The sequence below is a fragment of the Nereida ignava genome (assembly GCF_001049735.1).
GTDB classification, from domain to species: domain Bacteria; phylum Pseudomonadota; class Alphaproteobacteria; order Rhodobacterales; family Rhodobacteraceae; genus Nereida; species Nereida ignava.
The window spans coordinates 1-24644 of sequence record NZ_CVPC01000012.1 but is presented as its reverse complement, the minus strand read 5'-3'; the positions used below and the strand labels follow the sequence as shown (position 1 = coordinate 24644).

The window sequence follows — 24644 nt, the reverse complement described above, 5'->3', positions numbered from 1 at the left end:
TGTAGGCAGCGGAGCATAGCAGCAAGGCTTGTACTGAGCGCAATCACACAGCCCAAAACCTCATAGAATGCATATTGTATGAGATTATTGCGTAAGTCATTGTAAAACATAGACTTCAAGAAAGTCGTCTTTCCGGTAGGAAGACCAAAATCTCAGACTTTATGCTCAAAGCTAACAAATGCTTAGGTTTTGAGGAGATAACGCCATGCGCCAAGCACAAACGTTAAACGATGCGCAGCTGCGCCGTGTGATCCAGTACTGCCGCAGCAGGCGTCATCCGATACGCGATGAGACAATCATACTCACCAGCTTTTACGCAGGGCTGAGAGCAAAGGAGATTGCTGCACTCACCGTGGGCAACGTGTTTGATGAAGCAGGCAGCGTGCGCACACAGTTCATCCTTACAGCGGATCAAAGCAAGGGTGGGCACACGCGCACGGTGTACATGAACCAACGCTTACGCAAAGCCCTAGTCGAGTACAGCGCATCAATCCGCACAGCCAAGCCGCATCACGCATTGTTTGAGAGTCAAAAGGGTGGGCACTTCTCAGCAAACACCATGTGTCAGCTGTTCCTCGACATTTACAAAGCTGTAGGACTTAAGGATGCTTCAAGCCATTCGGGAAGGCGCAGTTACATCACGCGCTTGGCAAATAAGGGGGTAGGGGTAAGGTTGCTGGCAGAGTTAGCAGGGCATTCGCATATCAGCACCACTCAACGCTACATCGATGTTAACGCAGAGCAGTTGAGTGAAGCGGTGGAATTACTTTAATGTAATATCCAATTCAAACTCAGCCCTCGCACCCGTCACATTGCATTTACGAGGCGAGCTAAATTAACAGTAATGTTACACCAACTATGCCTATAATCAACGCACTTGCGTGGCCTTGGCTCGTTCGAAAGTATGGCCACAGAATATCAAGTTGTTCTTGGGGCGCCCATCATAACTTCTTCCCAATATTCAAAAATAGGGAATAAAACGTAACGCAGTTACGAGCCAACGTAGTTAACGACGATCAGTCCTTGGCTTTAATTTTTGAGTGATTTTTCAGTGAGCCATTTTACGATTTCACTTTGCGGGGCACACAAAAACTCATTCGGCTCTTGCGGATCAAAAAAGTGCTTTTTAGGATCGAAGACTTTCATTTTGCGTGTTTTCTTATTTTCCACCCAAACAGCCGCAATTTGGGATTCGCTATCCAATTCGGCAATGTATCTATGCATATCGGCCTACAGTTTATCGTATCTATAAACTGGCAAATACTATCTCGGCCGCGATTCGAACAGACATTTGGTGCCTGGGCAGGATAACTGATTTAGAAAATGATGATATGCTTGCACAAAATGTAAAAAGAAGACCGAGCTAACGGGAAGAAACGCTCAGCCTTCTCGATACTCACCAAAATATATGAGCAGTGATTCCAGCAACAGAATAATGACGAGTTATTTGGTTGAATTGGAAGGTCTTGAAGTTACGACATGTTTTGAGTTGCTGCCAAGTTTCTTACCGCCTTATCGAGAAACGCATAGACTTGATTTTAATCGTTTTGACTGCTCAAGATGTAGCTAAAAGTCCCGCATAAAACTAACGCCTGATGAAACGCGTACAGCTAACTGCCAGCGCCGTGACGCTGAATTATTGCTGCCTAAGTTTGTGCCATGTTCGGGATTTTAATGTTCGCTGGGTATTTTTGTGAGTTCTGAACAACGATCTAACGGCTACAAAATGTCGTAGCCGTCACAATGTTGTTGCAGTGCAGTGGAAAAGTCTCTGCATGAAAGAACAGATTAATGCACTGATTGAAGAACGGGCTAAATGGTTGTTCGCAAACCGTCCCTACATTCGTGCAATCCGTTTATTTATCAACACTCTCTTGAGCTATAATGCGACGCTCGATCTCGCGATTGAAATGCAGGACTGGCCAAGCGACAAGATTATGGATCGCATGGGGCGGCTGCTGGCACAGCGCGTGAATTGTACTGGGCTCGAACATATCCCTGTGTCAGGTCCGGCGCTGATCGTCTCCAACCACCCCACTGGTATTGCTGATGGTATCATCTTACATCGTTTGCTCGCAACGAAGCGACCTGATACCTACTTCTTTGCGAACAGTGATATCCTTCGCATCATGCCACAGATGGAGGATATAATCGCAGCCGTAGAATGGCGGACTGACCGACGCACTCACGCAAAAACACGCTCGACTATGGCATACACAAAACAAGCAGTAGACGAGGGCCGGCTTGGCGTAATTTTTCCTTCAGGGCGATTGGCTAAACGGCGTGGCCTTCGGCTATATGAACGCCAATGGATGCCTTCTCCTGTGACTTTTGCGCGTAAATTTGATTTGCCCATTATTCCGGTCCGTATAGAAGCGCGCAATTCAGCGCTGTTCTACCTTTTCGATTGGGTTCACCCCAGCCTACGTGACATTACCCTTTTTCATGAAACACTAAACAAATACCGTCAGCACTTCTGCGTTCATATTGGCAAACCAATTGCGGCTAAAGAGCTGCCGATAAAGCCTGAGGAAGCAATTACTATGCTTTATCACAAAACGCTGGCACTCAAGGGTACTGGACGCGAACAAGACAAAACTGTTCCGCTCCTGTCAAAATGGCATTTCAGTCTTGCCCGCCTTCCGCACATCACAAAAGTGTTGAGACAGCGGGTGTATGCTGGCCTTCAGAAGGTAGGTTTGAAGGTCAAAAGCCTTATGTGATCAATCGAACGCAACACCCAACTATCAAATTTGTTCCGCCATGCTGTTAGGTGCTGTGAACAGTCCCTACCAGTCAGCGCATAGTAAGTAATTCCGGAAAAGTCATCAATCCAATACACTGGGTTGCTCCATATGGGTTACGCCGTATTTACCAATTGGATGTGTAAAATATATGACATGTCACTGCTCTAAATTGAATTTCTTTTGTGGAGCACATCTATACGAAGACTTTTGCGGGCAGATTGTATTGCGTGCAGCATTTAATGTTCTTGAGTTGTGAACCCCAAATCGTTTGGAGCGCTTTCACTAGCCAATATCCCGAGAACTCTGATGTGCTTGGTTCAGTGAGACCACCACCCAAAGCGGATATGCCTGCTTCATAACGTGGGCTGTAATTGCCACCCGCCAGCGCCAACATATGGCCGGTGTCGACATTGAGATCGTCATCCAATGTCAGAACGTACTTACGTTCGCCAAAACAACTGGGCAGTCGTTGGCCATCCAACAAGCCTGTTTTGCTGTAACGACCGCCCCGCAAGGGGGGCTATAAGATTGTAAAAAGCCGGTGACAGCGCGAACCGCTCAATCACTGATCTCATAACTTACAGAACGGGCGTCAGGAGATGCGTACACCCTTCACCCAAACGCGACTCAGCACTGGGGTGCCTTGGTTGCTCTTCACCCTCAACACATCACCGCGTAAACCTGTTTGCAGGCTACCTCGATCCGGCAACCCTGCCGCCATCGCGGGTGTGCGGGTCACTGTCGCAATCGCCCGTGGCAGATCGTCCCAGACATCTGCGATGCGGAAGGCGGACATCAACAACCCACCCGGCACATAATCAGACGATAGAATATCCAGCAGATCGGCCTGCGCCAGTTCTATTGCGGCGACATTGCCGGAGTGGGACCCGCCACGGATGACATTGGGCGCGCCCATCATGACGGCGATACCATGGTCTCGACAAGCTTGTGCGGCCTCCAGAGTGGTTGGAAATTCTGCGAAGCCAACGCCGTTGCTCTGCGACGTCACAACATGCTCGCGGGTCGTGTCGTCATGGCTGGCTAGAACCGCACCCAGCCGCTTGGCCTCCAACACGGCACCCTTTTCGTGCTTGTCGCCAAACTGGGCCTGCAGCCTTTTCAGGTTCGCCACATGTTCAGCAAAGTCGTTGTCATCCATGCCACGTTTCTTGGCGACATAGGTGCGCAGGGCGGTGAGATCGCGGAATTGGCGTTGGCCGGGCGTGTGATCCATCAGGCTGACAATGCCAACTCGGTCGTCAGGCGTGAAACAGGCCAATTCTTCGAGAAGGGTTTCCGAACAAATCTCTGCACGCAGGTGCAGGAAGTGGCTGATCTTGAACAAACCCTGCGCGCGGGCAGCCAAAAGTTCGTCGGCCACTGCGCGGGCATAATCAATGTAACGCCCTTTGCCTGAATGGATGGATCCTGCGCGCAGTGCGTCAAACACGGTGGTTATCCCGACCGATGCCAATTCCGCATCATGGGCAATCAGCGCAGGCAAATGCGGCCAGTCCACTTCGGGGCGCGGCTCCATATGGCGTTCCAGGTTGTCGGTGTGCAACTCAACTAGACCGGGCATGACGAAATCCCTAGCACAGTCCACACTGCCACTTGGTTTATGATCGCCCTCGACAATTTCGGTGATCTTCCCTTGCTCAATAGTCATGGATCCTGTCAGAACTTGATCTGGCAAAATAAGTTGTGCATTGGCGAGGCAAAGGTCGTCTGACATAGAAGTGTCACCCGAGTGGTCCATATTAGTAGATCTAAGGGGATGATTCATGACTTACACTCGTTTCGCAATTTATGACGCACCGATCGATGACGCGCTGGCCAGCTTTGGGGCCACTTGGTTAGGTTGGGATGTTCGGATAGGCCAAGTTACTTGTCAGGCAGATATGCCTGGTTTGCATGACATTACGATGACACCGCGCAAATACGGCTTTCACGGGACGTTGAAACCGCCGTTCAAACTGGCGGATGGGCGCTCCACCCAAGATTTGCAGACTGCCGTCGCGAAATTGGCTGGGACTTGTGCACCGGCACACTGCGGAGAGTTGACGCTCAACACCTTGGGCGGGTTTCTGGCGTTGACCCCGACGGGTGATTTGACTGGGTTGGAACGGGTCGCAAGCGCATGTGTGCGCGACCTTGATACCTTTCGCGCGCCCGCGTCCGAGGCCCAATTGGCCCGACGTCGCAGCGCGGGTCTGAGTGCACGCCAAGAGGCGCTTATGTTGGACTGGGGCTATCCTTATGTGATGGAGGAATTCAGGTTCCACCTGACGCTGAGCGGGCGTTTGTCGCAAGCGGATCGCACCGCGTGGATGAACACAGCGCGGAAGCATCTGCCGCCATTGGCCGACCGCTATGAATTGAGCAGCATTGCCTTGTGCGGTGAGCGCCCCGATGGGCGATTTGAACTTATCCAACGCTACGCCCTCACGGGTTGAAGAAGCGACAGAGCCTTTGCGACGGTTTCTTCGAGTATGCCATCATTACTGATCGTCATAACCCTCAACCCGTCGGGCAATGGTTTGGTCGCTTGCGCTAAACGTTTCGCAATCTGCGCCTGACTTTCACGGCCCCGGTCTGCCAGACGCTTAGCAAGCGTCTCGGGGCGTGCAGTAATGTTGAGGACGCAGAAGTGCGCAAAGGCCGTATCACCTGCCAGCAGCGCAGAACGTGAGAAATTAGCAAGGCAATCTTGACCGCCCGCTAGCACAGTTTGGATGGACGCAGGGATGCCATATTGCAAATCATGCGCCCCCCAATGAACGGAAAAATGTCCAGCAGCGCTTAGTTCATTGAACTTTTCCACGCTGACGGCATCGTAGTCCTCACCCCCCAATTCCGGCGCGCGGGTGATCGTTCGGCGCACCAGATGCAATGTCGGATCTGCCGCGGCAAGCCCTTCCATGACGCTATCCTTGCCCACACCAGACGGGCCGACAACGGCAATGAGACGCCCGTTTTTCATGCCGCAGTTTCTTTTGATTGTCCTGCCGCTCCGCTGCTTGAGGACAGGCCCGGCGTAAATTTGCCCACGTCGATTTCACGGTCACAGGCGCGCGCGCGGGCGGCTTCGTCATGGAAGATACCAATAATCGCAGCACCGCAGGCTTTGGCTTCTTCGATCAAGGACAAAACAACCTCGCGGTTGGCGGCATCAAGACTGGCCGTCGGTTCATCCAGCAGCATCGCCGGATAAGGGTGCGCAAACCCACGTGCGATGTTGACGCGCTGTTGTTCGCCACCCGAAAAAGTTGTGGGCGACAGTGACCAAAGCCGCTGTGGAATATTGAGTTGGGCTAACAGTTCTTTGGCACGGGCCTGCGCATCACTCGCACTGGCACCCACTGCGCGCAGCGGTTCAGCGACCACATCCAATGTTGGCACACGTGGCACGACCCGCAGGAATTGGCTGACGTAGCCGAGGGTCTCGCGGCGCAGCGCAATGACATCACGCGGTTCGGCCTGCACGAGGTCAATCCCGTCGATCAGGATTTGTCCGGATTGCGTAAGGTAGTTTCCGTAAATCATCCGCATCAGCGTCGATTTGCCCGCACCTGAGGACCCGGTCAGCGCCACGCATTCACCGCGCCCCACGGACAATGACACATCGTTGATGACCTTAATCACCGCACTATTTTGGTTGTGCAGCGTAAAGGTCTTGGAAACGTTTCTAAGTTCTATCATTTTCACACCTGCAAAACAGAACTGACAAGGAGTTGGCTGTAGGCGTGCTGTGGGTCATCCAGCACTTGATCGGTCAGCCCTGCTTCGACCACGTGACCATCTTTCATGACCATCAAACGATCCGCGAGCAGGCGCACGACGGCGAGGTCATGGGTTACAATGATCGCCGACAGCCCCATATCGCGCACCAAGCCGCGCAACAGGTCAAGCAGCCGCGCCTGAACAGACACATCAAGCCCGCCCGTGGGTTCATCCATGAACACCAGCCTTGGCCCCGTCACCAGATTGCGGGCAATCTGCAGGCGCTGTTGCATCCCGCCAGAAAACGTCGCGGGGCGATCATCGACGCGGGTGGCATCAATTTCTACGCGGCCAAGCCAATCGGTGGCCTTGGCGCGAATGTCACCGTAATGGCGTTCACCAACCGCCATGAGGCGTTCGCCTACATTCCCACCCGCGCTAACGCCCATACGCAGCCCGTCGCGGGCGTGTTGGTGCACGAAAGCCCAATCGGTTCGTAACAACATGCGGCGTTCGGGTTCGGACATCGTGACAGTGTCGCGCGGACCGTCTGTTCGCGTATCAAACACGACCGCGCCTGCGTCAGGGGTCAAATGCCCCGCCATGCAGTTGAGCAAAGTGGACTTACCCGACCCGCTTTCCCCGACAATCCCCATGACCTCACCGGGGTAAAGATCAAACCCTACATCCTTGCAGCCAATATGGTGCCCGTACAATTTGGTGATACCTTGGACCGATAGCAAAGGTGTCATGCCGCGTCCTTTCCGTTCATCGTACCAATGTGACCTGCAGCTTGTCTGGCCTCGCAGAAATCGGTGTCTGAACACACAAACATCCGTCCGCCCGTGTCGTCGGTAATGACTTCATCAAGATAACTGTTTTCCGCCCCGCACATGACACAGGGATGATCCGGTTTAGAGGCTTCAAAGGGATGGTCTTCAAAATCGAGTGACACTACTTGGGTGTAGGGCGGCAGCGCATAAATGCGTTGTTCGCGGCCCGCCCCAAACAGCTGGATCGCCGCCACATTGCCCAGTTTGGGGTTGTCGAATTTTGGGATTGGGGATGGGTCCATCACATAACGCCCCTCAACCTTGACCGGATAATCATAGGACGTCGCGATATGGCCATGACGGCTGATGTCTTCGTAGAGCTTCACATGCATCAGCCCGTACTCCTCAAGGCTATGCATCTTTCGTGTTTCACTTTCGCGAGGTTCCAGAAAACGGAGCGGCTCAGGGATAGGCACTTGATAGACAAGGATCTGGCCTTCGCTGAGCGGCTCTTCCGGGATGCGGTGGCGGGTCTGGATGACGGTGGCATCGGACGTGGTAGTGGTCGTGGCCACCCCTGCCGTGCGTTCAAAGAATGTGCGGATCGAAACGGCGTTGGTCGTATCATCCGCCCCTTGGTCAATCACTTTGAACCGGTCATCTGGTGTCATCACCGCCGCCGACACCTGCACTCCGCCCGTGCCCCAACCATAAGGCATCGGCATTTCGCGGGAGGCGAAGGGGACCTGATAGCCGGGAATGGCGAGCCCCTTGAGGATCGCACGGCGGATCATACGTTTGGTTTGTTCGTCCAGATAGGCGAAGTTGTACTCGCTCATAAAAGGCTCCGTGCTTCAAGTTCTGTGCGCAAGGCGTCTGGACCAGTGAAATGGATTGCGTCCATCCCTGCCGCCCGTGCGCCGATGCAGTTGTGGAGCCCATCATCGATGAACACGCACCGCTGAGGTGCGATGTCCGTGCGGTGGCACAAAAGGGCGTAGATTTCGGTGGAGGGTTTGATGACACCGACCTCACCGGACACGACTATCGTGTCGAAGACCTCCAACAATTCGGGATGCGCTTTGCAGCCTTCGGGCCATGTTTCCGCCGACCAGTTAGAGATCGCATGCACGGACGTTCTGGCGTCTTTCAAAGCATATAAGATATCCCAAGTGCCGGTGATCTTGGCGGGCACAGTGTGTTGATACCGCTCAACATATCGACCTAGCCGCGCCGCATCAGCGGGGTCTGCAATCTGAGATGCCGCCAGCGCAAAAGTCGCCCCCGCATCACAGGCCAGGTTCAGCTTGTCAAAGGCGATCCGATCCATGAACGCTTGCGCTTCGACCGCGTCCATCTCATCAACCCATGCCAAATGCGGCTGCCAGTCAATCAGCACGCCGCCGATATCAAAAACGACAATATCGGGGGTCATTCTGCGGCCTCACTTACAGAGTTCGTACCTGCCTCTTCACGCAGCTTTCGCACTAGTTCCAATTCGGCTTGAAAGTCGACGTAGTGGGGCAATTTGATATGCTCAAGGAACCCTGTCGCCTGAATGTTGTCCGCATGATACAGCACAAATTCGGCATCCTGCGCAGGCGCGCCTTCATCTTCCTCACCCAACTCTTCCCAACGCAACGCCCGATCGACCAGCGCCATCGAAATCGCCTTGCGTTCGGTTTGGCCGAAGACCAGCCCGTAACCACGTGTGAACTGGGGCGGCTCAGATTTTGAACCCGTGAACTGGTTGACGGTTTCGCATTCGGTCAACGTGACTTCGCCAATCTCGATGCTGAACCCAAGCTCGGGGATCTCCATTTCGACAGGCACCGAACCAATGCGTAATTCACCCACAAAGGCGTGATTGCGCGCATAGCCACGCTGGGTGGAATAGGCCATGCCAAGCGTGAACCCTTCGTCCGCGCGGGTGAGGGCTTGCAAACGCAGTGCGCGCTCTGCGGGCATCTCAAGCGGTTCGCGGGTCAGGTCAGGCGGTGTCGTGTCATCATGCGGGGCCTCTTCAATCAACCCTTCGTGGTTGAGGAATTCGGTCACATGGGGGACGTCGCTGGACACAGCCTCGCGCGTCGCGGCCTCTGGCACCTCTCCGTCAGCGGCCAGCTTGAAATCCAGCAGACGGTGCGTGTAATCAAACGTTGGTCCCAGAACCTGTCCGCCGGGCAGGTCTTTGAATGTTGCCGAGATGCGCCGGTCGCAGGCCATTTTTCCAGTTTCCACTGGCAAGGAAGCACCAAAACGGGGCAGCGTGGTGCGGTAGGCACGAATGAGGAAGATTGCTTCAATCAGATCGCCTCGCGCCTGTTTGATTGCCAGAGAGGCAAGGTCAGGATCATAAAGCGACCCTTCGGCCATGACGCGGTTGACGGCCAACGCCAACTGTTCGCGGATTTGTTCGACGCTGAGTTCGGCCACGGAGGTATCACCGCGGCGCTCTTCGGCAAGCCAGGCGTGTGCGTTCTCAATCGCGCGCTCCCCGCCTTTGACGGCGACATACATCAGACGTCTCCTTTTTGCGTGACGATTGTGGTGCGGGGCAAAGCCGCCATGCAGTCACCGTTTGTAAAGACGAAATCGAGGCCAAGGGGGAAATGCCCTGCATTCTGCTGAAACGCCTCAATCTCAGGCAGCGATAAGGCGTGCGTTTCTTTGATGCCCGGACCGGATAAAATGGCACCATTTGGCGCCAACTGCTCCGCCTGAACGATCAGCGTTGCGGATCGGTCCGGGTATTGCGGTGTACCGATTTGATAGGCGCTGAGCGGCATCAGGTCGTCCCATGCGCCGACCGCGAACATGCAGCGAGACGGCCGAACGATCGGCGCGCCTGTGTGGAATGCCACCCACGTCCGCACAGCATCACAGGCCAATGGTCCTGCCAGATGCACAGGGGTATCAGGGTCACAAAATGTCAGCAGAACTACACCGGTCGCGGGGGAAAGGGGCTCTGGCGGCACGGCACCAGTGATGGTGTGGATTGTCCCGGGACGCGCCATGGCTTCCATCACCTGACGGAACGCAGTTGCAGAGGCGATGGCGGGGTCGGCAAATCCGCCGCTGAAGGGCTGGGCCTGCATCAGTCTTCTCCTCTCACCATAGTAAAGAAATCAACCTTTGTGGCGGCCGCTTTGGCGGCGCGCGCATCCCGCTTGGCGGTTTGCTCCGCCTCGAGCATATCCAACACCCGCGCCTGCAACGTCGCCGCTGTCGACGTTTGCATTAGGGCGTCCATTATGGCCACGGCTTCGGCATCCGTCTTGCTACGCCCTTGAATATACGCATGACCGACCTCGCCTGTTGCAAGGACCAGCGCACAGCGCGTCAGGGTGACCTCACCCAGATTGAACGGACTTCCTGTAGAACCGGCGCGTGCGCGCACCATGGTGCTGCCAACCTCGGGAGCACGCAGCCATGTGAAGGCGGGGCGCGTCACAGCCTGGTCCAGCAGGGTGGCTACGTGCCCCGCAGGGGCTTTGGCCATAAGGCTGAGCCAGTGCTGGCGCGGTGCATGGTCTTCGTTGACATCTTTCATCTCGACAACTTTTCGATATTCTATACAACTAGACATATCATAACATGTCCCTCCGATTCCCCCAGTGGAGATTTGTGAATTTTGTGTGACACTTCCTCTAAAACGCCGATTTGGCAGGCCATTGCGCAAGCCTTGCGTAGTGACCTAGCCGAGGGCCGCTATGCGCCGGGTGACAAGCTCCCTACCGAGGCCGCCTTAGCAGAGCGGTTCGGCGTCAATCGCCACACCGTGCGCCATGGGATTTCTGCGTTGGCGGACGAGGGTTTGATCCGCACACGGCGCGGTGCGGGTGCGTTTGTGGCCTCAACGCCCACCGATTATCCTATCGGGCGCAAGGTCAGGTTCCACGACAATCTCACCGCGGCAGGACGATTGCCAGAAAAACGCGTCCTGTTGGTCGAAGATCGGTTTGCGACGGACGGCGAGGCACAGGCGCTAACCATCAATACCGGTGACCCGGTGTGTGCTTTCCATGGGCTATCCTTGGCCGACGGTCAGCCCATCGCGGTGTTTGAGAGCGTTTTTCCACTATCGCGGACCCCTGGCATTTCAGCGGCTTTTGGCGCGCAAGGCAGCGTCACCGAAGCTTTGGCTAACGTAGGTGTGGCAGATTACACCCGTGCTTCGACGCGGGTCACGGCAGTGCGCGCGGGCGCGACACATGCCCTGCATTTACAAATCGCTGAAGGTGACCCGTTGCTGCGATCCTCCAGCGTGAATGTCAATTTGGCAGGCAGCCCGATCGAGTATGGGCGCACATGGTTTGTCGGGGATCGGATCACACTGACCTTGGACACCTAAAACGGCCCCGCCCGAAACAGGCGAGGCTATCAACGTCTCAAAAGACAATTTATTCAAGACCCATACAGTTCGCGTAATAGGTCACGGTTGCAGGCCAATCCGAAAAGATGCCGTCAACGCCCACATCCTGCGCAAGAACGTCGATCAATTCATACATCACGCCGTCGCTGTTCACCGCATCTGCGATGGACTGGTAATACCAACCCCCACCATTCACGAGCGGGCCAGAGCGTTCGATGGTCCACGTGATGATGTTAAGGTCTGCAGCCTTGGCCTGAAGGGCCAGTTCGGACGGGACGATTTCACCGTTTTCAAGTGTGACCAACATCCATGTGGGCGGCGCAATGTAGTTGACGCCCATCGCCTTGAAGTCTTCCATCGTGTTGGGCCAAGTTGATGCATCCATCGGTGAATAGCCGTCGATGTTATATTCATCCATGAGGTAGACGGCTTGCGCACCGAATTCCGGCGCAGCCTTGATCCAGTACAGCACATCTTCAAGGTTGAACGACTGCAACCAGACATCAGATGCTGGAATACCCGCGGCCACATATTCATCGACCATCTTTTGTGCGTAGTCTTCTTGTGTGAACCCGTTGAACGGCATCTCGACCGAAGGCGATTTCAATTCTGGCGTAAATTTCGCGCCAAGGTCACGGAACAATTCAATAGATTCCGCCTGCGTCATCAGCATCGCAGGTTCAGCCGAATAAAGATCCGTGCGCCAGCCGGCAGTGCCGCCAAGGTAGGCTGCAACCGTTGTTGCGGTGCTGTCTGCGGCGTCCATTTTGGGTGTCAGGCTGCGGTATTCGTCCAGCGTGATTTCGGATGTACGGCACTCGGCCGTGGCTTTTGCATCGCCATTTGCCGCAGTAAATGGCATGGTGCAGGTAGAGGCCAATGGCGTTGCAAGAATGTTGGTCGTCGTATGCAAATCGTTTTGCGCATGACGGCATACCAGCTCAAGGTCTTTAGTAAACGTTACAGCACATTCCAGAATGCCCGCCCCCCATCAGCGCGGCGGCACGGTTGGATTCAACTGTGTGCTCTGGAAACTGCATCGGCGCACCACGGTGACCGATAGAAAACGACGACATGGAAGCCTCTTGGTTCTGGCAAGAATGCAACTTCTGTTTCAGTTCGCCGTCTTCCACCCGATCAATCAGATAGAACGGACGTGGGCCGTATTCAACGCGGTCAAGCGTTTATGCGATAGCGGGTGTTGCGGCGAGCGCTGCAGTCGTAAGTGCGATGAGACGCAGCATGATAATCCCCTTTAGTGTTCATATTCGTCCAAGGTGATCGGGCCGCGTAACTTTTTGATAACGAATTCTTCAAAGATTCATGACGGTGAGAGGCGACAAGACCAGCCTTGATTGCCTGGCCGCTAGGCCAGACAGGGAGAGACCAAAAGGCATCTTGGTCATCGGGGCGCATTTTGTGGCTAAGGGTCTAACTACGTTATGATCTTGTGACACTTGCGCGATACGCATTTCTCAAAACAGGCAAAAAACGGGTGCAATGATGGAACGCATTACCCTCCTTTATCACGTGACATTGCGATTTCTGACAGGGTCGCCAGAGGCCTTATGTTCGCGGGCTTGGCGACACAAACACCAGTATTCTTCGCGCTTTCTCATCTGGCTGGTGGGCGAAGAACACTGCCGCGAAAGCCATGTGTGGTGGCGCGAGCGGATTTGACATTTTGGACACGTGCAGGAGGGTGATCACCCGCCGTATTTGTCCAAAAACGCCTCTGCCTTCATGGCTCGAAAGTCGTCCAATGCGCCGCGCAATGCGTCGTGGTCCCAATCCCACCATGCCAGCGCAATAAGACGATCGGAGATATGGCGTGGCTGGCGAAGCCGCAACGGCTTGGCGGGCGTGCCAGCGACGATTGTGTAGGGATCCACATCCTTAGTGACCACGGCCCCCGCCGCCACGACCGCACCATGACCCAATGTAACCTCGGGCTTGATCATGGCTCCGGCACCAATCCAAGTGTCGTGTCCGATGTGGCCGATACGGGATCGGCGATGCGCAAAAAACGCCTCGTCCCGCGTCGTGTCGTCCCAGTAATCCGCTGATCTATAAAGGAAATGGTGGCATGCGGCGGTGTCCAAAGGATGGTCCGTCGCGCCGATCCGGCTGAACGCTGCGATGTTGGCGAACTTACCAATCCGCGCGTTTGCGATATCGGCGTAACGGTCGCAATAGGAGTAATCCCCGAAGGTCGCATTATTCAGCCTGCTGCCACGCCCAATTTCGACGTAAGCACCGAAAGTGCTGTCGGTGATGTTACAATCCGGGTGGATGAAAGGGTCGACAGCACTCAGTCTAGGCATGATCAAAAGTCTCTTTCTTCACCGGAAAAGCGAAAGAACTTACCCGTTTCAGCAAGGGACAGTCTTGCGGGATATCTGCCAATTGCGCGGCGATACGGGCCGGATCATCTAAGGTCAGCGGCACAGTTCCGTCCCGCCCGTCGTGTGTTGTACCGAGAACGGTATGTCCGCGCGCGGTGGCAACTGCCGCCAATGCAGCCCCGATGCCTCGGTTCACCCCCGTAATCAGGTAGGTCGTCATCCGTCTTTGGTTCCGATCAGTTTACCGCGCAACCAGCCCGACAGCCAATCCATCAACATGATCATAATGATGATCAGGATAATGTAATAAGCCACCTCTTCCCAATCTTTCTGGGTTTGGATCGCCTGCGTTAGCATCAGGCCAATCCCGCCACCCGTGATTGCGCCGATGATCGTCGCGGAGCGAGTATTGGATTCAAGGAAATAAAGGACTTGCGCCAGCAAAACGGGCATCACCTGCGGGATAACCCCAAACCGGTACCGTTGGAGAGGCTTAGCACCCGTCGATGTCACGCCCTCGATCTGCTTGTCATCGACGTTTTCAAGCGCTTCCGAGAATGTCTTGCCGAATGTACCCGTATCCGTAATCAGGATCGCCAATGCACCCGTCAACGGTCCCGGTCCGAACGCACGGGCAAGAACCACGGTCCAGATCAGCGCATCCACGCCGCGCACGAAATCAAAAAGGCGGCGCGTGGCAGCGCGCAACAACAGGATCGGCGTAAATCGTTTTGCGGCGAGAAACGCCAGCGGCAGTGCGATCATCGCCGCACCCATCGTTCCTAGGAACGCCATCAGGATCGTTTCACCAATGGCCCAAGCGACATCCTTGTGCCGCCACATCTTGTTGTTCCAAAAGTCGGAAACCGCACCGCTGATATTGCTACGGTCTGGGTCAATCTGTGCGCCGAATAGGATCTGCCCTAAACCTGCACCGTGATAGCGGCTGTCGAGCGTGAACCAAAACAGCTCCCAGCCCCCGAAATAATTGAAAACCTCGGTTCTGGATCCTGTAATCGTGATTCGACCCTCCGGCGTGGTGATCGCGACACGGCGGTTGGATGCATTGATCCATTCCGGTAGGTCAGCTGGCAGATTGGTAGCGATGGTGCGGCCTTCGGCCTGTGCCGCGACCAGACCAAAGCCCGGAATATCCACCTCTGTGCGGTTGTCGGGCAACAAGCGCACAATCGTGTCACCGCCCAAATTGACTGTTATAACGTCTGTGCCGCTGACCCACGATGGCCGTTCGCCTTCGGGATATGCGCCCTTGCGTTCGCCCTCAACTGCATAGGTGATTTCACCGTTACGGTTGTTGCGGGTGACGTGAACTTTGTGGGACCAGATGTCGGAGGTCAGCGTGCGCGCATTGTCCATGTTAGCGCGCTGGACCAGGCCGGGCACATCAAACGCAAAAAAGATGTAGGTGAAATAGACCGCAACAAGCGCGGGCAGACCAAAAGCGAACATACGCTTGCGGCGGAACAAACCCTCAGCTTGGGTTTTGGTGGCTTGGATATCCAAGAACGTCATTGGGCCTGTCCTTCGGTCAAACGGTTGCGGTAGCGGCTTGAAACTTGGTCAAAGAACACGATCGTACTAAACAGCAGTATGAAGATTGCTGCTGCCTCATCGAAGCGGCCTGGTCCCCAGGCCATCGCATTGCGCAGCTCGTAGCCAAGACCACCCGCACCGACAAAGCCGAGGATCGCAGACGCGCGGATATTGATTTCAAAACGTAGCAGCGTGTAGCTGACGTAGTTTGGCGCGACTTGAGGCAACACGCCCAGCATCATCCGTTGGGTCCATGTCGCCCCTGTTGAGGCAAGGCCCTGGACGGGCTTGAGGTCGGCATTTTCAGCCACTTCGGAAAACATTTTGGCCAGAGCACCGGCCGTATGCAGCGCAATTGCGATCATCGCGGGCACAGGCCCACCGCCCAAAATGAAGATCAATACCAAGGCGATCACGATTTCGGGGACCGCACGCAAAATATCAGAAACCCGGCGAAAGAGGGGGATCAGCCGTGGCCACTTAGCAAGGCCACGCGTCCCAAGAAGCGACAGGATCAAACCGCCTACAGCCCCAATGATCGTCGATACAGCGGCGATGTTTACCGTCTCAACAAGGGCCGGAAAGAACTCGGAAATCAAGCCTGGCAGGTCCGCGCGCTTTTGCCAAGCTTCAGTCAGAACCTCGCCGGGATAGTCGCCAATCTGATGCAACCCTTCCCAGAACCCGCCCGCATTGCGTTCATCCGCGATGTTGAAGCCGGATACCATCAAAACAACAAAGATCAGCAGCGCCAAACCGCTGTAAAGCCTGCGCCGCCCGACCTGCGCAAGGTAGCTTTCGCGAATGTCACCGACGCTTTGCGCGACTTCAGTATCTAAAGCTGTCATAATGCCCTCATAAAAATACTGGCCGCCCCCAAAGTGAAGGCGGCCAGTGCAGTTATCAAAATTAATTAGCCGCCGATTTTGGCTTTGCGGGCCTCAACGATGGAAATATAGGTCTCATGGGTCACAGGCTGTGCGCCCAGACCGTCACCAGAGAAGACGCCGTAACCACACTCAGGATCGTTTTCATGCAGGTCGTCGACCAAAGTAATCATCTTTGCTTTGACGTCTGCTGGCAGGGTTTTGCGCAGCACAACCGGACCTTCGGGAATCACGGCCGACTTCCAAATCTGAACAAGATCGTTCATGTCCACCAGACCTGCGTCAACAGCCTTGCGCAGCGCACCTGAATCATAGCCATCTTCCCAGTTATCGTTAAGGCCAGCAGCCCATGTCACGCCGCCGTCGATGTCACCATTGTTCACAGCGATAATCGTCTGCTCATGGCCACCAGTGAATTTCACTTCACCGAAGTAATCACCCGATTCCATTGTGATACCGTCTTTGTACTGTGGGATCTCAATAGACGGGATCAGGTAGCCGGATGTAGAGTTTGGATCACCAAACCCAAAGACTTTGCCTTGCATGTCGTCAAGGCTCGTGATGCCGCTGTCAGCACGCGCGAAGCCGATGGAATGGTAACCGATGGAACCGTCCAGGTTCACTTTGACAAGCACAGGCTCAACCGCTTCGGGGTCTTGCAGGTATGTTGCCGCGTACGCTGACGCACCCAACCACGCCATATCAATAGTGCCGCCAAGCAAGCCTTGAATGACGCCGTTGTAGTCAGCAGGCGCAAAGATCTTTGTCTCTACGCCAAGCGCTTCAGTTGCGTATTCCTGCAAGCAGGCATAGCTGTTCATGCGGTCTTGCGCGTTTTCACCGCCAAGCACACCGATACGGAATTCGGTGATTGCATGACCGTCTGCAAAGGCAGGGGCAACAAGAGCGGTTGTGGCCAAAGCGGCTGCGATAAACTTTTTCATCAGTTTCTCCATAGGTGGATTAAAGCCCCTGCTTCATATTGGGGCGTGGTTAAACTTGCTCAGGCGACAACCCCAATTTTGGGATCGCCGGTTCTGTCCAGGGTTTCGATTTCAGTTGACGTGGCGGCTTCGGAGAAATCCGCGCCTGCCCCATAGATGTCGCGTGCAACACCTGTGGTCAGTTGTGCGGGCGTACCGTCGAAAACGATCCGCCCATCACGCATACCAATCACGCGGTCACAGTAGCGGCGCGCGGTATCCAGTGTGTGGAGGTTGGCGATGACCATGCGACCGTCTTCTTCGTGAATATCGCGCAAGGATTGCATCACCACCTGCGCGTTCATTGGGTCAAGAGAGGCAATGGGTTCATCGGCCAGAATAATCGCTGGGTCCTGCATCAGCGCGCGCGCAATCGCAACACGTTGTTGTTGACCACCTGACAAGGCTTCGGCGCGTTTTGGTGCCTGTTCCGCAATGCCAAGACGGTCCAGAATATCAATCGCTTTGTGAATGTCCGCCCGTGGATAAAGATTGAACACCGTTGCAAGCGTTGACCGGCGATTCAACGTGCCGTGCAGCACGTTTGATACCACGTCCATACGCGGCACCAGATTGAACTGTTGAAAGATCATCGCGCAACGTGATTGCCACTGACGCCGTGCGGCGCCGCGCATTGCCGTCACGTCTTCGCCCTCAAACAAAATTTCGCCGCTGGACGCATCGCTGAGCCGGTTAAGCATCCGCAGGAGCGTCGATTTTCCTGCGCCGGACCGACCGATAATACCAATCATCGTCGGTTCATCAATCTGGATATTGGCTGAGTCTACGGCGATTTTGTCGCCAAACTGTTTAGTCAGTCCACTAATACTTAGCATGTCGTCCCCCGATGCATACTCGGAGTCGCTAAGCCTGCAATTTAACAGTTGGGTGACAGTTTGGAATCAAATTTTTGATAATTTCTTAAAGGTTGCGTAACAGTCGGTGCGGATCAGGCAAGTCAACGGCTGCACTCTGCGTGATAAATCTCTAATACAACAAACGCCAAGATGGATTTGTCATATAGTTTCGCGATCAATCGAATAGATCGGCATTTCGAAATCGTTCAGATCAAGGATTTCGATTTCGATGCCAGTAGCATTTTTGGCCTTCAGGCGATCCGCGGCGAAATCAATGAGCGCGCGGTTTATAGAGACACGGCTATTTGTGGCCGCAAATGCGAGGAGTTTCACGCGCGCGATCCTTTGTTGATGACGAGTAGGTAGGACACGATCAGCAGTGCCAGCAGAACCAACGATGGTATGGCTTTTGAGATGGGATCGCCCGCCAGCATGTGAGAGCTGAATGCCCCGGTCATTGCGATCAGAAAGCCTGCGAAGGCCCATTCTTTCACATTCTGGAGCTTGGTCTGCCAAAGACCGACAAGGCCGATTAGATAAGCCACGCCGAGGATGGTCAGCAGGTAGCTTGGATATCCTAGGGCTGCAAAGGAGTCCGTGAGTGGGGCAGCCTGCGCAAGTTTGCCGAGGGCAGAGCCGCCAATGACGAGGGTGAACAACGCTAGCGGGATGTATTTGAAGTAGGTTTTCATAGTGATGGGCCTTTTGAGGTTCGCGTCTTGAGTGCTTTTGACTTTCGAATTGAAGCTATGACGCGCTCAAATTGCACGCTAGGCATTCAATTGCGCATAACATGCGCGTTGATGCGACATCGGTGTGTTGCTATAGCTCGCGTATGCAATTTTGGACCGAACTTAGAACCGCGCTTATGCTCGCCCGCGTCGGATCGGTCAGCGGCGCGGCCGACGCACTTGGTGTGCATCGCGCGACCGTCAATCGAAACATCGACACGCTAGAGGTGGAATTTCAGGCGCCGCTTTTTCAACGTCACGCCCGTGGCTACACCTTGACCGAAACGGGCCAAGAGATGCTGGACGTTGTTGGCCGCGCGGACGAGATGCTTTCCGATCTTTCAGGGCGAAGCCGCGGTAAGGTGGGCCAATTGTCCGGCACGCTCGTTGTGACGGCTTTGGCAGGGATCACGCCCCTTGTGATGCCAGCCCTGCGTGATTTTCACCGTGCGTATCCTCAGATCAAATTGTAGCTGGATACTGGAACCAGCCTCGCACGTCTGGAACATGGCGAGGCCCATATCGCGTTCAGGGCCGGGCCAAAGCCTGAGACACTCGACTATGTCGTGAAGCTGTTTCAAGAGGTTCAGTTCGGTCTATATGCAAGCCGCGATTACATAAATCGTAACGGGAAGCCTGCGGGGCATGAATTCGAAGGCCACAGGTTTGTCGGAGCTGAGGACATGACCTCCCGACTTCCCTATGCGGCTTGGATGAAGCAGCATCTGACGAACGATCAATATGCGATCAATGCCTCCGACCCGCTGGCAGTAGCGCGAGCAGTGAAAGAAGGCATCGGGATCGGATTTCCTGCCGAACACGAGGCGGTGGATGATTCCGATCTTGTCAGGATTTTGCCATTCTCAAATGAGTGGTCCGTCCCGATCTGGATCGTGACCCATGTAGACTTGCACAGAACCGAGAAAATACAGGCCTTTCTCAGCTATATTTGATGCACAATCTGCCAAGCCATCGGCGGCACAAGCTGACCAGGTGGCCGACTTTGCGGCGGCTCGCAGCGTCGTCCCGGATGGGCCTCAATACCGCCCCTTGCAACGTGCTGCTGGCATGTCGCCAATAGCCAGCTTGGCAACGTCAGAGAACTTCGTGGTCACAACGGGCAGGTCGTTCTTGTGGCGGAACTTGTACTAAAGAAAAGTCTCGGGGGCGTACTCCTTGGCCTAAGCCAAATCGCGCTTGCCGGTGCTGACACGGATGGTGTGCCCATCAATCTCAAACGCCGCCTGCCAACGCTTGCTGCGCTCACGCCGATACACCCGCACCTCGCCGTCCAGTATCAGATGTGTGTCTTCACGCAGCTGCCGCATGTCCCGCTCCTCGTCACAACACTACGGTAGGGCGCACCAACAAGTCTATGGAAGTGTGTGTTTAGGGGCGGACGTTCGCAGTGTTCTGCACCAATATTGGCTAGGCGGATGAAATGTGAGTTCGTTGCGGCGGGGCCAATGCCGACAAAGTAATCGACAATAATTGATGTAGTCGAGGAAGTAAGTCGTTACACAACCAGGACTGTTTCACACGTAAATATCAAATGCTTCGTCAGGACGGGGATAACGGTATGACTAATGCGGTGCATTACGAGTAGCTTGCGTCTTTTGAACGCGCTCGGGCCAAGTTGATCGAATATAACTAAGGATTTCCCAAATCTCTTCATCTGTCAGAATGTCATTAAAGGCGGGCATTCCACTGTTGAAGCCAATCACGCCACGAATTGCGAGTGCACGACTTCCTCCCAGCATCGTATATTCAAAGAGCAGAGCGTTATCATGATGCCATGTATGCCCTGACGCGTCGTGGGGTGGCGCCGGTAACACTCCAACAATGTTTGGCGAACGCCAGTTTGGTTGGCCCTCTAGGTTGGCACCATGACATGATGCGCACTGCTGTTGGTAAAGACGTGCTCCCGCAACAATGTCACGATTCAAAAGTTCATGATCTGCATGTGCTGGTAGCGATACAACTACAGCCAAAACGAACAGCCAACTTTTTGAGTCTAAAAATTGCTGAATGTTCATTTCAACCCTTAGGATGGCAAAGTCAGGATAGACGTCAGAGCCGCTGTGGTCAGAATAACAGTGACAATTACCGACCATTCAATCGATATGGACTTGGACAGATGACCTGCTGCGGCGGGGTCACCCCTGCTCATTTGCGGGATGAACCGAAGCTTGTTGGCCGCAGCGAGGGTCAAGAGACTTGCTACGAACAACACCTTGATGATTAACGCCTGCCCATAACCCGTACCTACAAGAGATGACAATGACCCGACCAATTCGTAACCCATGTAGACACCTGCAAGGATCAGTAATGGTACAAAAACCGCTGCTATTTTGCCGAAGCGGTGCCCGACACGTACTGCATCCGACAATCGACTTGGGTCTAGTGCCAATGACCGAAGAGGTGTCAAAACACCAATCCAAATAGAGATGGCGACCAGGTGAAATAGCAACGCAATGCTCAACAGAAGGCTGCCACGATCTGGGATATGCCCAACAGTTACAAAGGACCACAGCGCGAGACCGCCGCCGATCATTGAAAGGATCCGCCCAACCCGTCCAAGTAACAGTCCAACGATCAACAGCCCAAGACCAGCTAATCGCAAGGCAACAGCCGTTCCAACGGATGTGGACCAAAGCAGGCCTAGCATCTCAAAATCGACCATACCACCTGCATCACCTGTTAGGGCGGCACCAGACAGAGAGAAACCCATCACTGTCGCTGCAATCCCGAGCAAAGCAAAGCCAACGGTGAAATGGCGGCAGCCCGTGATCTGGAAAAGCAAAGTTGTCAAAAATGTACCGACAGCGGTCAGTACACCGAGGTAAAGCGCAAATCTTGTTGCAATAGATGCCAATTCCCAGAGGTCCAGCATTGCTATTTAACCGTAAAGCTAAATGACCCTTTTAAGGGATGACCATCCGCACCAAGACCACGCCATTCGATTAGGTAGTTACCCATTCCTATCGGCGGAACAGGAATAGCGTAGTCAGATGCAAACCCGCTAAAGGCATCTAAATCGAGACTGACGCTCGGCTGATTGCCTTGGGTCATGCTGACCCGCGTCAGTCGAATGGCGCCCTTAAAATCCATAACAATCTCTGAAGGCGTTTTCGAGACGGTGGCCTCGTTGGCTGGTACAGTCGCCTCAAGCGGTGAGTGCGCAATGGCGCTTGTAGCCCACAAACTCACCATCGCGGTGAACATGATATGTTTCATCGTTTGTCCCTTCATGCGATCAGTTGATCCCATTGGCTCTTTGAAGTTCGCGTATGTAAGCGGTGATCATTTTGACGTCTCCACGGGTGACACCTTCAACAGCAGGCATGTTGCCGAAAGGCCAATGGTGCGCACGCACGCCCAATGCTGCGGCCCGCTGAAAGCTTTCATCGCCGTGATGGCTAGGTTCATAGATTTTGTGAACAAGTGGGGGCGCAATACCGTCTTTTCCCGCAGCGTTGACCCCGTGACAAGCCGCACATTTTGCATTGAAGCCCACTTGACCGACTTTCGCTTTATCCGAAAAATTATCCGGAAGAATGACTTTAACCAATGCTGTGTCATCACTGCCAGAAGTTGTGCCTGCACTGACAGTTGGCTCGAATGTTGTCCAAAGCATGTAACTCGCCGCACCAACTACTAGTGCCATCGCTGTGGCGTAAAAAAGTTTCATGTATTCTCTCGTGTTTTAAGTTGTTGACGAAGCATACACCTTCCAGCAGGTGGAGGGTCAATCCTTTTTACATCACAGATTTAAGAGCATCCACACAGCCATGCCAATCATCATGAGGTTTTCGGTCAGTGAGATAAACCCAAGTGGCACCTTACTATCCCCCCCAACACAGGCACACTTAAGTTCCCGCTTGTCGAGATAGACTGCCTTAAACACGCTGACAGCCCCAATTCCAGCCACAAGAAATGCCGCAGGAGCGGAGAGCCAAGTCAGCACGCCAGCCATCATTAGTAATCCAGACCCTGTTTCTACGAAGGGGTAGACGTATCCATATCGCACCCATCGCTGTGCCAGCAGGTCATAATTGAGAAACATGGTCGCAAAGCGTTCGACATCCTGAAGCTTTTGTAACCCTAGCAGCACCATGGAGATTGAGATAAACCATTCGATAGTTCGTCCAGAGAAGGGTGTCCCAAGCGCGACCCATGTCACGGCGAGTGCCATGAAGGCCGCGACCGAAAACAACATAATGACAGGCGTGTAGGTCAGGGTATCCCTGGCTTTAGTGGGCTTGCCAAAATATTCTCTTAGATCATCGAACCCCCCAATACGAACGCCGTCGATAAAGGTCTGTGGGGTCGTTGCAAGGCCATGCTTGGTCTTGAAGGCATCCACTTCTTCTCTGCTAGTCAAATGGCGATCTTCCACCTCGTATCCCTCGCGTTCCAGCAAATCCTTGGATTTCAGACCGTGAGGGCACATACGATCCGACATTACCATGCGATGGAGTGTTGCTATTTTGGTAGCCTTATTTCTTGGCATTTCATTTACCCTTTCATCGGTCTTTGCGAAGTCGTTGCACCTATTTGGACTATCATTTAGTCTTTCCAGCAACTGGAAGGTCAAGGAGGATTTGCATGAACATTTCTGCTGCATCCAAGGCGGCTGGCTTGCCCGTCAAAACAGTTCGCTACTATGCAGATATCGGTTTGGTAAGCGCACCATCACGATCAGATACCGGGTACCGCACCTACGATGATGCATCAGTCCGAAAGCTAATATTTATAAGACGATCCCGCGCGTTTGGCTTTACCATTGAAGAGTGTCGCGAGCTTCTTGACCTATACCAGGATCAAGATCGCACTAGCGCGGAGGTAAAGCGCATCGCATCTAAACGACTAGAAGAACTCGAAGAAAAGCAGCGAGAACTAAAGTCGCTCCACGACGAGCTGGCACACTTGGTCAAAACGTGTCGTGGAGACCATCGCCCTGATTGTCCAATCATCGACTATCTCGGATAATTAACGACCTTATGCTGGTAGACTTCAGTCGAGTATTGAAAATAAAGACTTATTTAAGAACGTTGCGGCTTGTCGCGCCAACATCCGCTAAGTGTCAAAAACCGAGTAGAGCCTGACACTCACTGTCCCGAACTATGTTACGACAAAACTCCGCCAACACAGTGTTCGCAGCACAGCACTAGCCAACACTGTGTTCAACACCGTGATTCAGCAGTCGAAATAGCGAGTAACACGGCAAAAAGTGTGTGTTTGGTGTGTTTTTGAAAAACACTACTTAAGCGTGCATGGAGCTGATTTAAGTTATTGATATTGCTTGATAAATGGTGCCCGGGGGCGGAATCGAACCACCGACACGAGGATTTTCAATGTAGGTGGTGTAATTTATACATTTATAAACAGTGGCTTGCGTGTCAATATTTTTGGTGTGCGTGTAAGTGTGTTTTTAGTGTCATTTTAAGGGTAGGGCAGAAACACTGTGTTGGACACGGTAATCGAAAGATTTCAGTGCTAACACACTGTTCAACACTCCAAAAGACGCAAGACTGGACAGGAACTAAATGAAGTGGACGTTCGCTTGGACTATTGTTTATGGCCGGAGTGCGGACAAAACCGACCTTGGATTTCCAACCTTCGCTGATGCAGCATCTGTTCGCAGCCGCGACAAGGCTTTTGTTGCG

The 24644-nt window shown here is 53.9% G+C and carries 32 protein-coding genes and 1 pseudogene; 7 read left to right on the top strand and 26 right to left on the bottom strand.

Annotated elements, in window-relative coordinates:
- Nucleotides 1-205: 205 nt before the first annotated feature.
- The gene (locus NIG5292_RS10625) at nucleotides 206-772 is read left to right on the top strand and encodes a tyrosine-type recombinase/integrase (protein ID WP_048599521.1); all 567 of its coding nucleotides are present in this window, start codon (nucleotides 206-208) and stop codon (nucleotides 770-772) included.
- 257 nt (nucleotides 773-1029) lie between these two features.
- On the opposite strand, the gene NIG5292_RS10620 is transcribed toward NIG5292_RS10625, so the two are convergent.
- Entirely contained in the window at nucleotides 1030-1224 is a 195-nt protein-coding gene (locus tag NIG5292_RS10620; protein WP_048599520.1) for a hypothetical protein, read from the bottom strand.
- A 551-nt stretch (nucleotides 1225-1775) separates the two neighbouring features.
- Between NIG5292_RS10620 and NIG5292_RS10615 the strand changes: the two genes are divergently transcribed.
- On the top strand, nucleotides 1776-2723 hold the full coding sequence (locus NIG5292_RS10615) for a 1-acyl-sn-glycerol-3-phosphate acyltransferase (RefSeq protein WP_074842153.1): 948 nt from the start codon (nucleotides 1776-1778) through the stop codon (nucleotides 2721-2723).
- 217 nt (nucleotides 2724-2940) lie between these two features.
- On the opposite strand, the gene NIG5292_RS10610 is transcribed toward NIG5292_RS10615, so the two are convergent.
- Together NIG5292_RS10610 and NIG5292_RS10605 are read right to left on the bottom strand one after the other, a co-directional pair.
- On the bottom strand, nucleotides 2941-3228 hold the full coding sequence (locus tag NIG5292_RS10610) for a hypothetical protein (protein ID WP_143082021.1): 288 nt from the start codon (nucleotides 3226-3228) through the stop codon (nucleotides 2941-2943).
- Nucleotides 3229-3339: 111 nt separating this feature from the next.
- Nucleotides 3340-4482, bottom strand: a complete 1143-nt coding sequence (locus tag NIG5292_RS10605) for an alpha-D-ribose 1-methylphosphonate 5-triphosphate diphosphatase (RefSeq protein WP_048599518.1) — start codon at nucleotides 4480-4482, stop codon at nucleotides 3340-3342.
- Between the two features lie 49 nt (nucleotides 4483-4531).
- On the opposite strand from NIG5292_RS10605, the gene NIG5292_RS10600 reads away from it, so the two are divergent.
- Nucleotides 4532-5203, top strand: coding sequence for a DUF1045 domain-containing protein (locus tag NIG5292_RS10600; protein ID WP_048599517.1), 672 nt, complete (start codon nucleotides 4532-4534; stop codon nucleotides 5201-5203).
- Here NIG5292_RS10600 and phnN read toward each other — a convergent pair.
- The 8 genes from phnN to phnG are packed head-to-tail and all read right to left on the bottom strand — an operon-like array spanning nucleotide 5185 to nucleotide 10796.
- A complete protein-coding gene (gene phnN / locus NIG5292_RS10595; RefSeq protein ID WP_048599516.1) occupies nucleotides 5185-5730 on the bottom strand; it encodes a phosphonate metabolism protein/1,5-bisphosphokinase (PRPP-forming) PhnN in 546 nt (181 codons plus the stop codon). The genes NIG5292_RS10600 and phnN overlap by 19 nt on opposite strands.
- Nucleotides 5727-6449, bottom strand: a complete 723-nt coding sequence (phnL, locus tag NIG5292_RS10590; protein WP_048599515.1) for a phosphonate C-P lyase system protein PhnL — start codon at nucleotides 6447-6449, stop codon at nucleotides 5727-5729. Before phnL ends, phnN begins: the two co-directional genes overlap by 4 nt.
- 2 nt (nucleotides 6450-6451) lie before the next feature.
- Nucleotides 6452-7222, bottom strand: coding sequence for a phosphonate C-P lyase system protein PhnK (gene phnK, locus NIG5292_RS10585; protein ID WP_048599514.1), 771 nt, complete (start codon nucleotides 7220-7222; stop codon nucleotides 6452-6454).
- A complete protein-coding gene (locus NIG5292_RS10580) occupies nucleotides 7219-8082 on the bottom strand; it encodes an alpha-D-ribose 1-methylphosphonate 5-phosphate C-P-lyase PhnJ (protein WP_048599513.1) in 864 nt (287 codons plus the stop codon). The genes phnK and NIG5292_RS10580 overlap by 4 nt, the downstream gene beginning before the upstream one ends.
- Nucleotides 8079-8678: an HAD family hydrolase gene (locus NIG5292_RS10575; RefSeq protein WP_048599512.1), complete on the bottom strand. Its 600-nt coding sequence runs from the start codon at nucleotides 8676-8678 to the stop codon at nucleotides 8079-8081. The genes NIG5292_RS10580 and NIG5292_RS10575 overlap by 4 nt, the downstream gene beginning before the upstream one ends.
- A complete protein-coding gene (locus NIG5292_RS10570) occupies nucleotides 8675-9763 on the bottom strand; it encodes a carbon-phosphorus lyase complex subunit (RefSeq protein WP_048599511.1) in 1089 nt (362 codons plus the stop codon). Before NIG5292_RS10570 ends, NIG5292_RS10575 begins: the two co-directional genes overlap by 4 nt.
- Nucleotides 9763-10341: a phosphonate C-P lyase system protein PhnH gene (gene phnH / locus NIG5292_RS10565; protein ID WP_048599510.1), complete on the bottom strand. Its 579-nt coding sequence runs from the start codon at nucleotides 10339-10341 to the stop codon at nucleotides 9763-9765. The genes NIG5292_RS10570 and phnH overlap by 1 nt, the downstream gene beginning before the upstream one ends.
- Entirely contained in the window at nucleotides 10341-10796 is a 456-nt protein-coding gene (phnG, locus tag NIG5292_RS10560; protein WP_048599509.1) for a phosphonate C-P lyase system protein PhnG, read from the bottom strand. Before phnG ends, phnH begins: the two co-directional genes overlap by 1 nt.
- A gap of 81 nt (nucleotides 10797-10877) precedes the next feature.
- Between phnG and phnF the strand changes: the two genes are divergently transcribed.
- Complete coding sequence (gene phnF / locus NIG5292_RS10555) at nucleotides 10878-11597, top strand: phosphonate metabolism transcriptional regulator PhnF (protein ID WP_048599508.1); 720 nt, start codon at nucleotides 10878-10880, stop codon at nucleotides 11595-11597.
- A gap of 49 nt (nucleotides 11598-11646) precedes the next feature.
- On the opposite strand, the pseudogene NIG5292_RS10550 reads toward phnF, so the two are convergent.
- The 9 genes and pseudogenes from NIG5292_RS10550 to NIG5292_RS10515 form a co-directional block, all read right to left on the bottom strand.
- Nucleotides 11647-12790, bottom strand: a pseudogene (locus NIG5292_RS10550) (glycerophosphodiester phosphodiesterase family protein); the annotation flags it as partial.
- Nucleotides 12791-13324: 534 nt separating this feature from the next.
- Entirely contained in the window at nucleotides 13325-13942 is a 618-nt protein-coding gene (locus NIG5292_RS10545) for an LbetaH domain-containing protein (RefSeq protein ID WP_048599507.1), read from the bottom strand.
- On the bottom strand, nucleotides 13935-14183 hold the full coding sequence (locus NIG5292_RS10540; protein ID WP_048599506.1) for a Rossmann-fold NAD(P)-binding domain-containing protein: 249 nt from the start codon (nucleotides 14181-14183) through the stop codon (nucleotides 13935-13937). Before NIG5292_RS10540 ends, NIG5292_RS10545 begins: the two co-directional genes overlap by 8 nt.
- On the bottom strand, nucleotides 14180-15496 hold the full coding sequence (gene phnE, locus NIG5292_RS10535) for a phosphonate ABC transporter, permease protein PhnE (protein ID WP_048599505.1): 1317 nt from the start codon (nucleotides 15494-15496) through the stop codon (nucleotides 14180-14182). Before phnE (NIG5292_RS10535) ends, NIG5292_RS10540 begins: the two co-directional genes overlap by 4 nt.
- Nucleotides 15493-16365, bottom strand: a complete 873-nt coding sequence (phnE, locus tag NIG5292_RS10530) for a phosphonate ABC transporter, permease protein PhnE (RefSeq protein ID WP_048599504.1) — start codon at nucleotides 16363-16365, stop codon at nucleotides 15493-15495. The genes phnE (NIG5292_RS10535) and phnE (NIG5292_RS10530) overlap by 4 nt, the downstream gene beginning before the upstream one ends.
- A 65-nt stretch (nucleotides 16366-16430) precedes the next feature.
- A complete protein-coding gene (phnD, locus tag NIG5292_RS10525; protein ID WP_048599503.1) occupies nucleotides 16431-17348 on the bottom strand; it encodes a phosphonate ABC transporter substrate-binding protein in 918 nt (305 codons plus the stop codon).
- Between the two features lie 59 nt (nucleotides 17349-17407).
- Nucleotides 17408-18223: a phosphonate ABC transporter ATP-binding protein gene (gene phnC / locus NIG5292_RS10520; protein ID WP_048599502.1), complete on the bottom strand. Its 816-nt coding sequence runs from the start codon at nucleotides 18221-18223 to the stop codon at nucleotides 17408-17410.
- Nucleotides 18224-18403: 180 nt separating this feature from the next.
- Entirely contained in the window at nucleotides 18404-18577 is a 174-nt protein-coding gene (locus NIG5292_RS14640) for an NADPH-dependent FMN reductase (RefSeq protein WP_199555588.1), read from the bottom strand.
- Nucleotides 18574-18936, bottom strand: a complete 363-nt coding sequence (locus tag NIG5292_RS10515) for a DoxX family protein (protein WP_053084893.1) — start codon at nucleotides 18934-18936, stop codon at nucleotides 18574-18576. Before NIG5292_RS10515 ends, NIG5292_RS14640 begins: the two co-directional genes overlap by 4 nt.
- Nucleotides 18937-19079: 143 nt before the next feature.
- Here NIG5292_RS10515 and NIG5292_RS10510 point away from each other — a divergent pair, with 143 nt between their 5' ends.
- Both NIG5292_RS10510 and NIG5292_RS10505 read left to right on the top strand, forming a co-directional pair.
- Nucleotides 19080-19448 (top strand): LysR family transcriptional regulator, encoded by a 369-nt coding sequence (locus NIG5292_RS10510; protein ID WP_158441659.1) that lies wholly within the window; start codon nucleotides 19080-19082, stop codon nucleotides 19446-19448.
- Complete coding sequence (locus NIG5292_RS10505) at nucleotides 19449-19928, top strand: substrate-binding domain-containing protein (RefSeq protein ID WP_082136689.1); 480 nt, start codon at nucleotides 19449-19451, stop codon at nucleotides 19926-19928.
- A 228-nt stretch (nucleotides 19929-20156) separates the two neighbouring features.
- Here NIG5292_RS10505 and NIG5292_RS15145 read toward each other — a convergent pair whose 3' ends face one another.
- The 6 genes from NIG5292_RS15145 to NIG5292_RS10480 form a co-directional block, all read right to left on the bottom strand.
- Nucleotides 20157-20303 carry a hypothetical protein gene (locus NIG5292_RS15145; RefSeq protein WP_233488213.1) on the bottom strand — a complete coding sequence of 49 codons (147 nt, stop codon included), beginning with the start codon at nucleotides 20301-20303 and terminating at the stop codon, nucleotides 20157-20159.
- A gap of 255 nt (nucleotides 20304-20558) precedes the next feature.
- Nucleotides 20559-21011 (bottom strand): c-type cytochrome, encoded by a 453-nt coding sequence (locus NIG5292_RS10500; RefSeq protein WP_053084891.1) that lies wholly within the window; start codon nucleotides 21009-21011, stop codon nucleotides 20559-20561.
- Between the two features lie 8 nt (nucleotides 21012-21019).
- Nucleotides 21020-21868: a CopD family protein gene (locus tag NIG5292_RS10495; RefSeq protein ID WP_038010054.1), complete on the bottom strand. Its 849-nt coding sequence runs from the start codon at nucleotides 21866-21868 to the stop codon at nucleotides 21020-21022.
- Nucleotides 21869-21870: 2 nt separating this feature from the next.
- Nucleotides 21871-22212: a copper resistance CopC family protein gene (locus tag NIG5292_RS10490; RefSeq protein WP_048599522.1), complete on the bottom strand. Its 342-nt coding sequence runs from the start codon at nucleotides 22210-22212 to the stop codon at nucleotides 21871-21873.
- 19 nt (nucleotides 22213-22231) lie between these two features.
- Nucleotides 22232-22666, bottom strand: a complete 435-nt coding sequence (locus tag NIG5292_RS10485) for a c-type cytochrome (RefSeq protein WP_048599499.1) — start codon at nucleotides 22664-22666, stop codon at nucleotides 22232-22234.
- A gap of 72 nt (nucleotides 22667-22738) precedes the next feature.
- Nucleotides 22739-23488 carry a MauE/DoxX family redox-associated membrane protein gene (locus tag NIG5292_RS10480; RefSeq protein ID WP_048599498.1) on the bottom strand — a complete coding sequence of 250 codons (750 nt, stop codon included), beginning with the start codon at nucleotides 23486-23488 and terminating at the stop codon, nucleotides 22739-22741.
- A 95-nt stretch (nucleotides 23489-23583) separates the two neighbouring features.
- Here NIG5292_RS10480 and cueR point away from each other — a divergent pair, with 95 nt between their 5' ends.
- Nucleotides 23584-23967, top strand: a complete 384-nt coding sequence (cueR, locus tag NIG5292_RS10475) for a Cu(I)-responsive transcriptional regulator (RefSeq protein WP_038010046.1) — start codon at nucleotides 23584-23586, stop codon at nucleotides 23965-23967.
- Nucleotides 23968-24644: the final 677 nt, after the last annotated feature.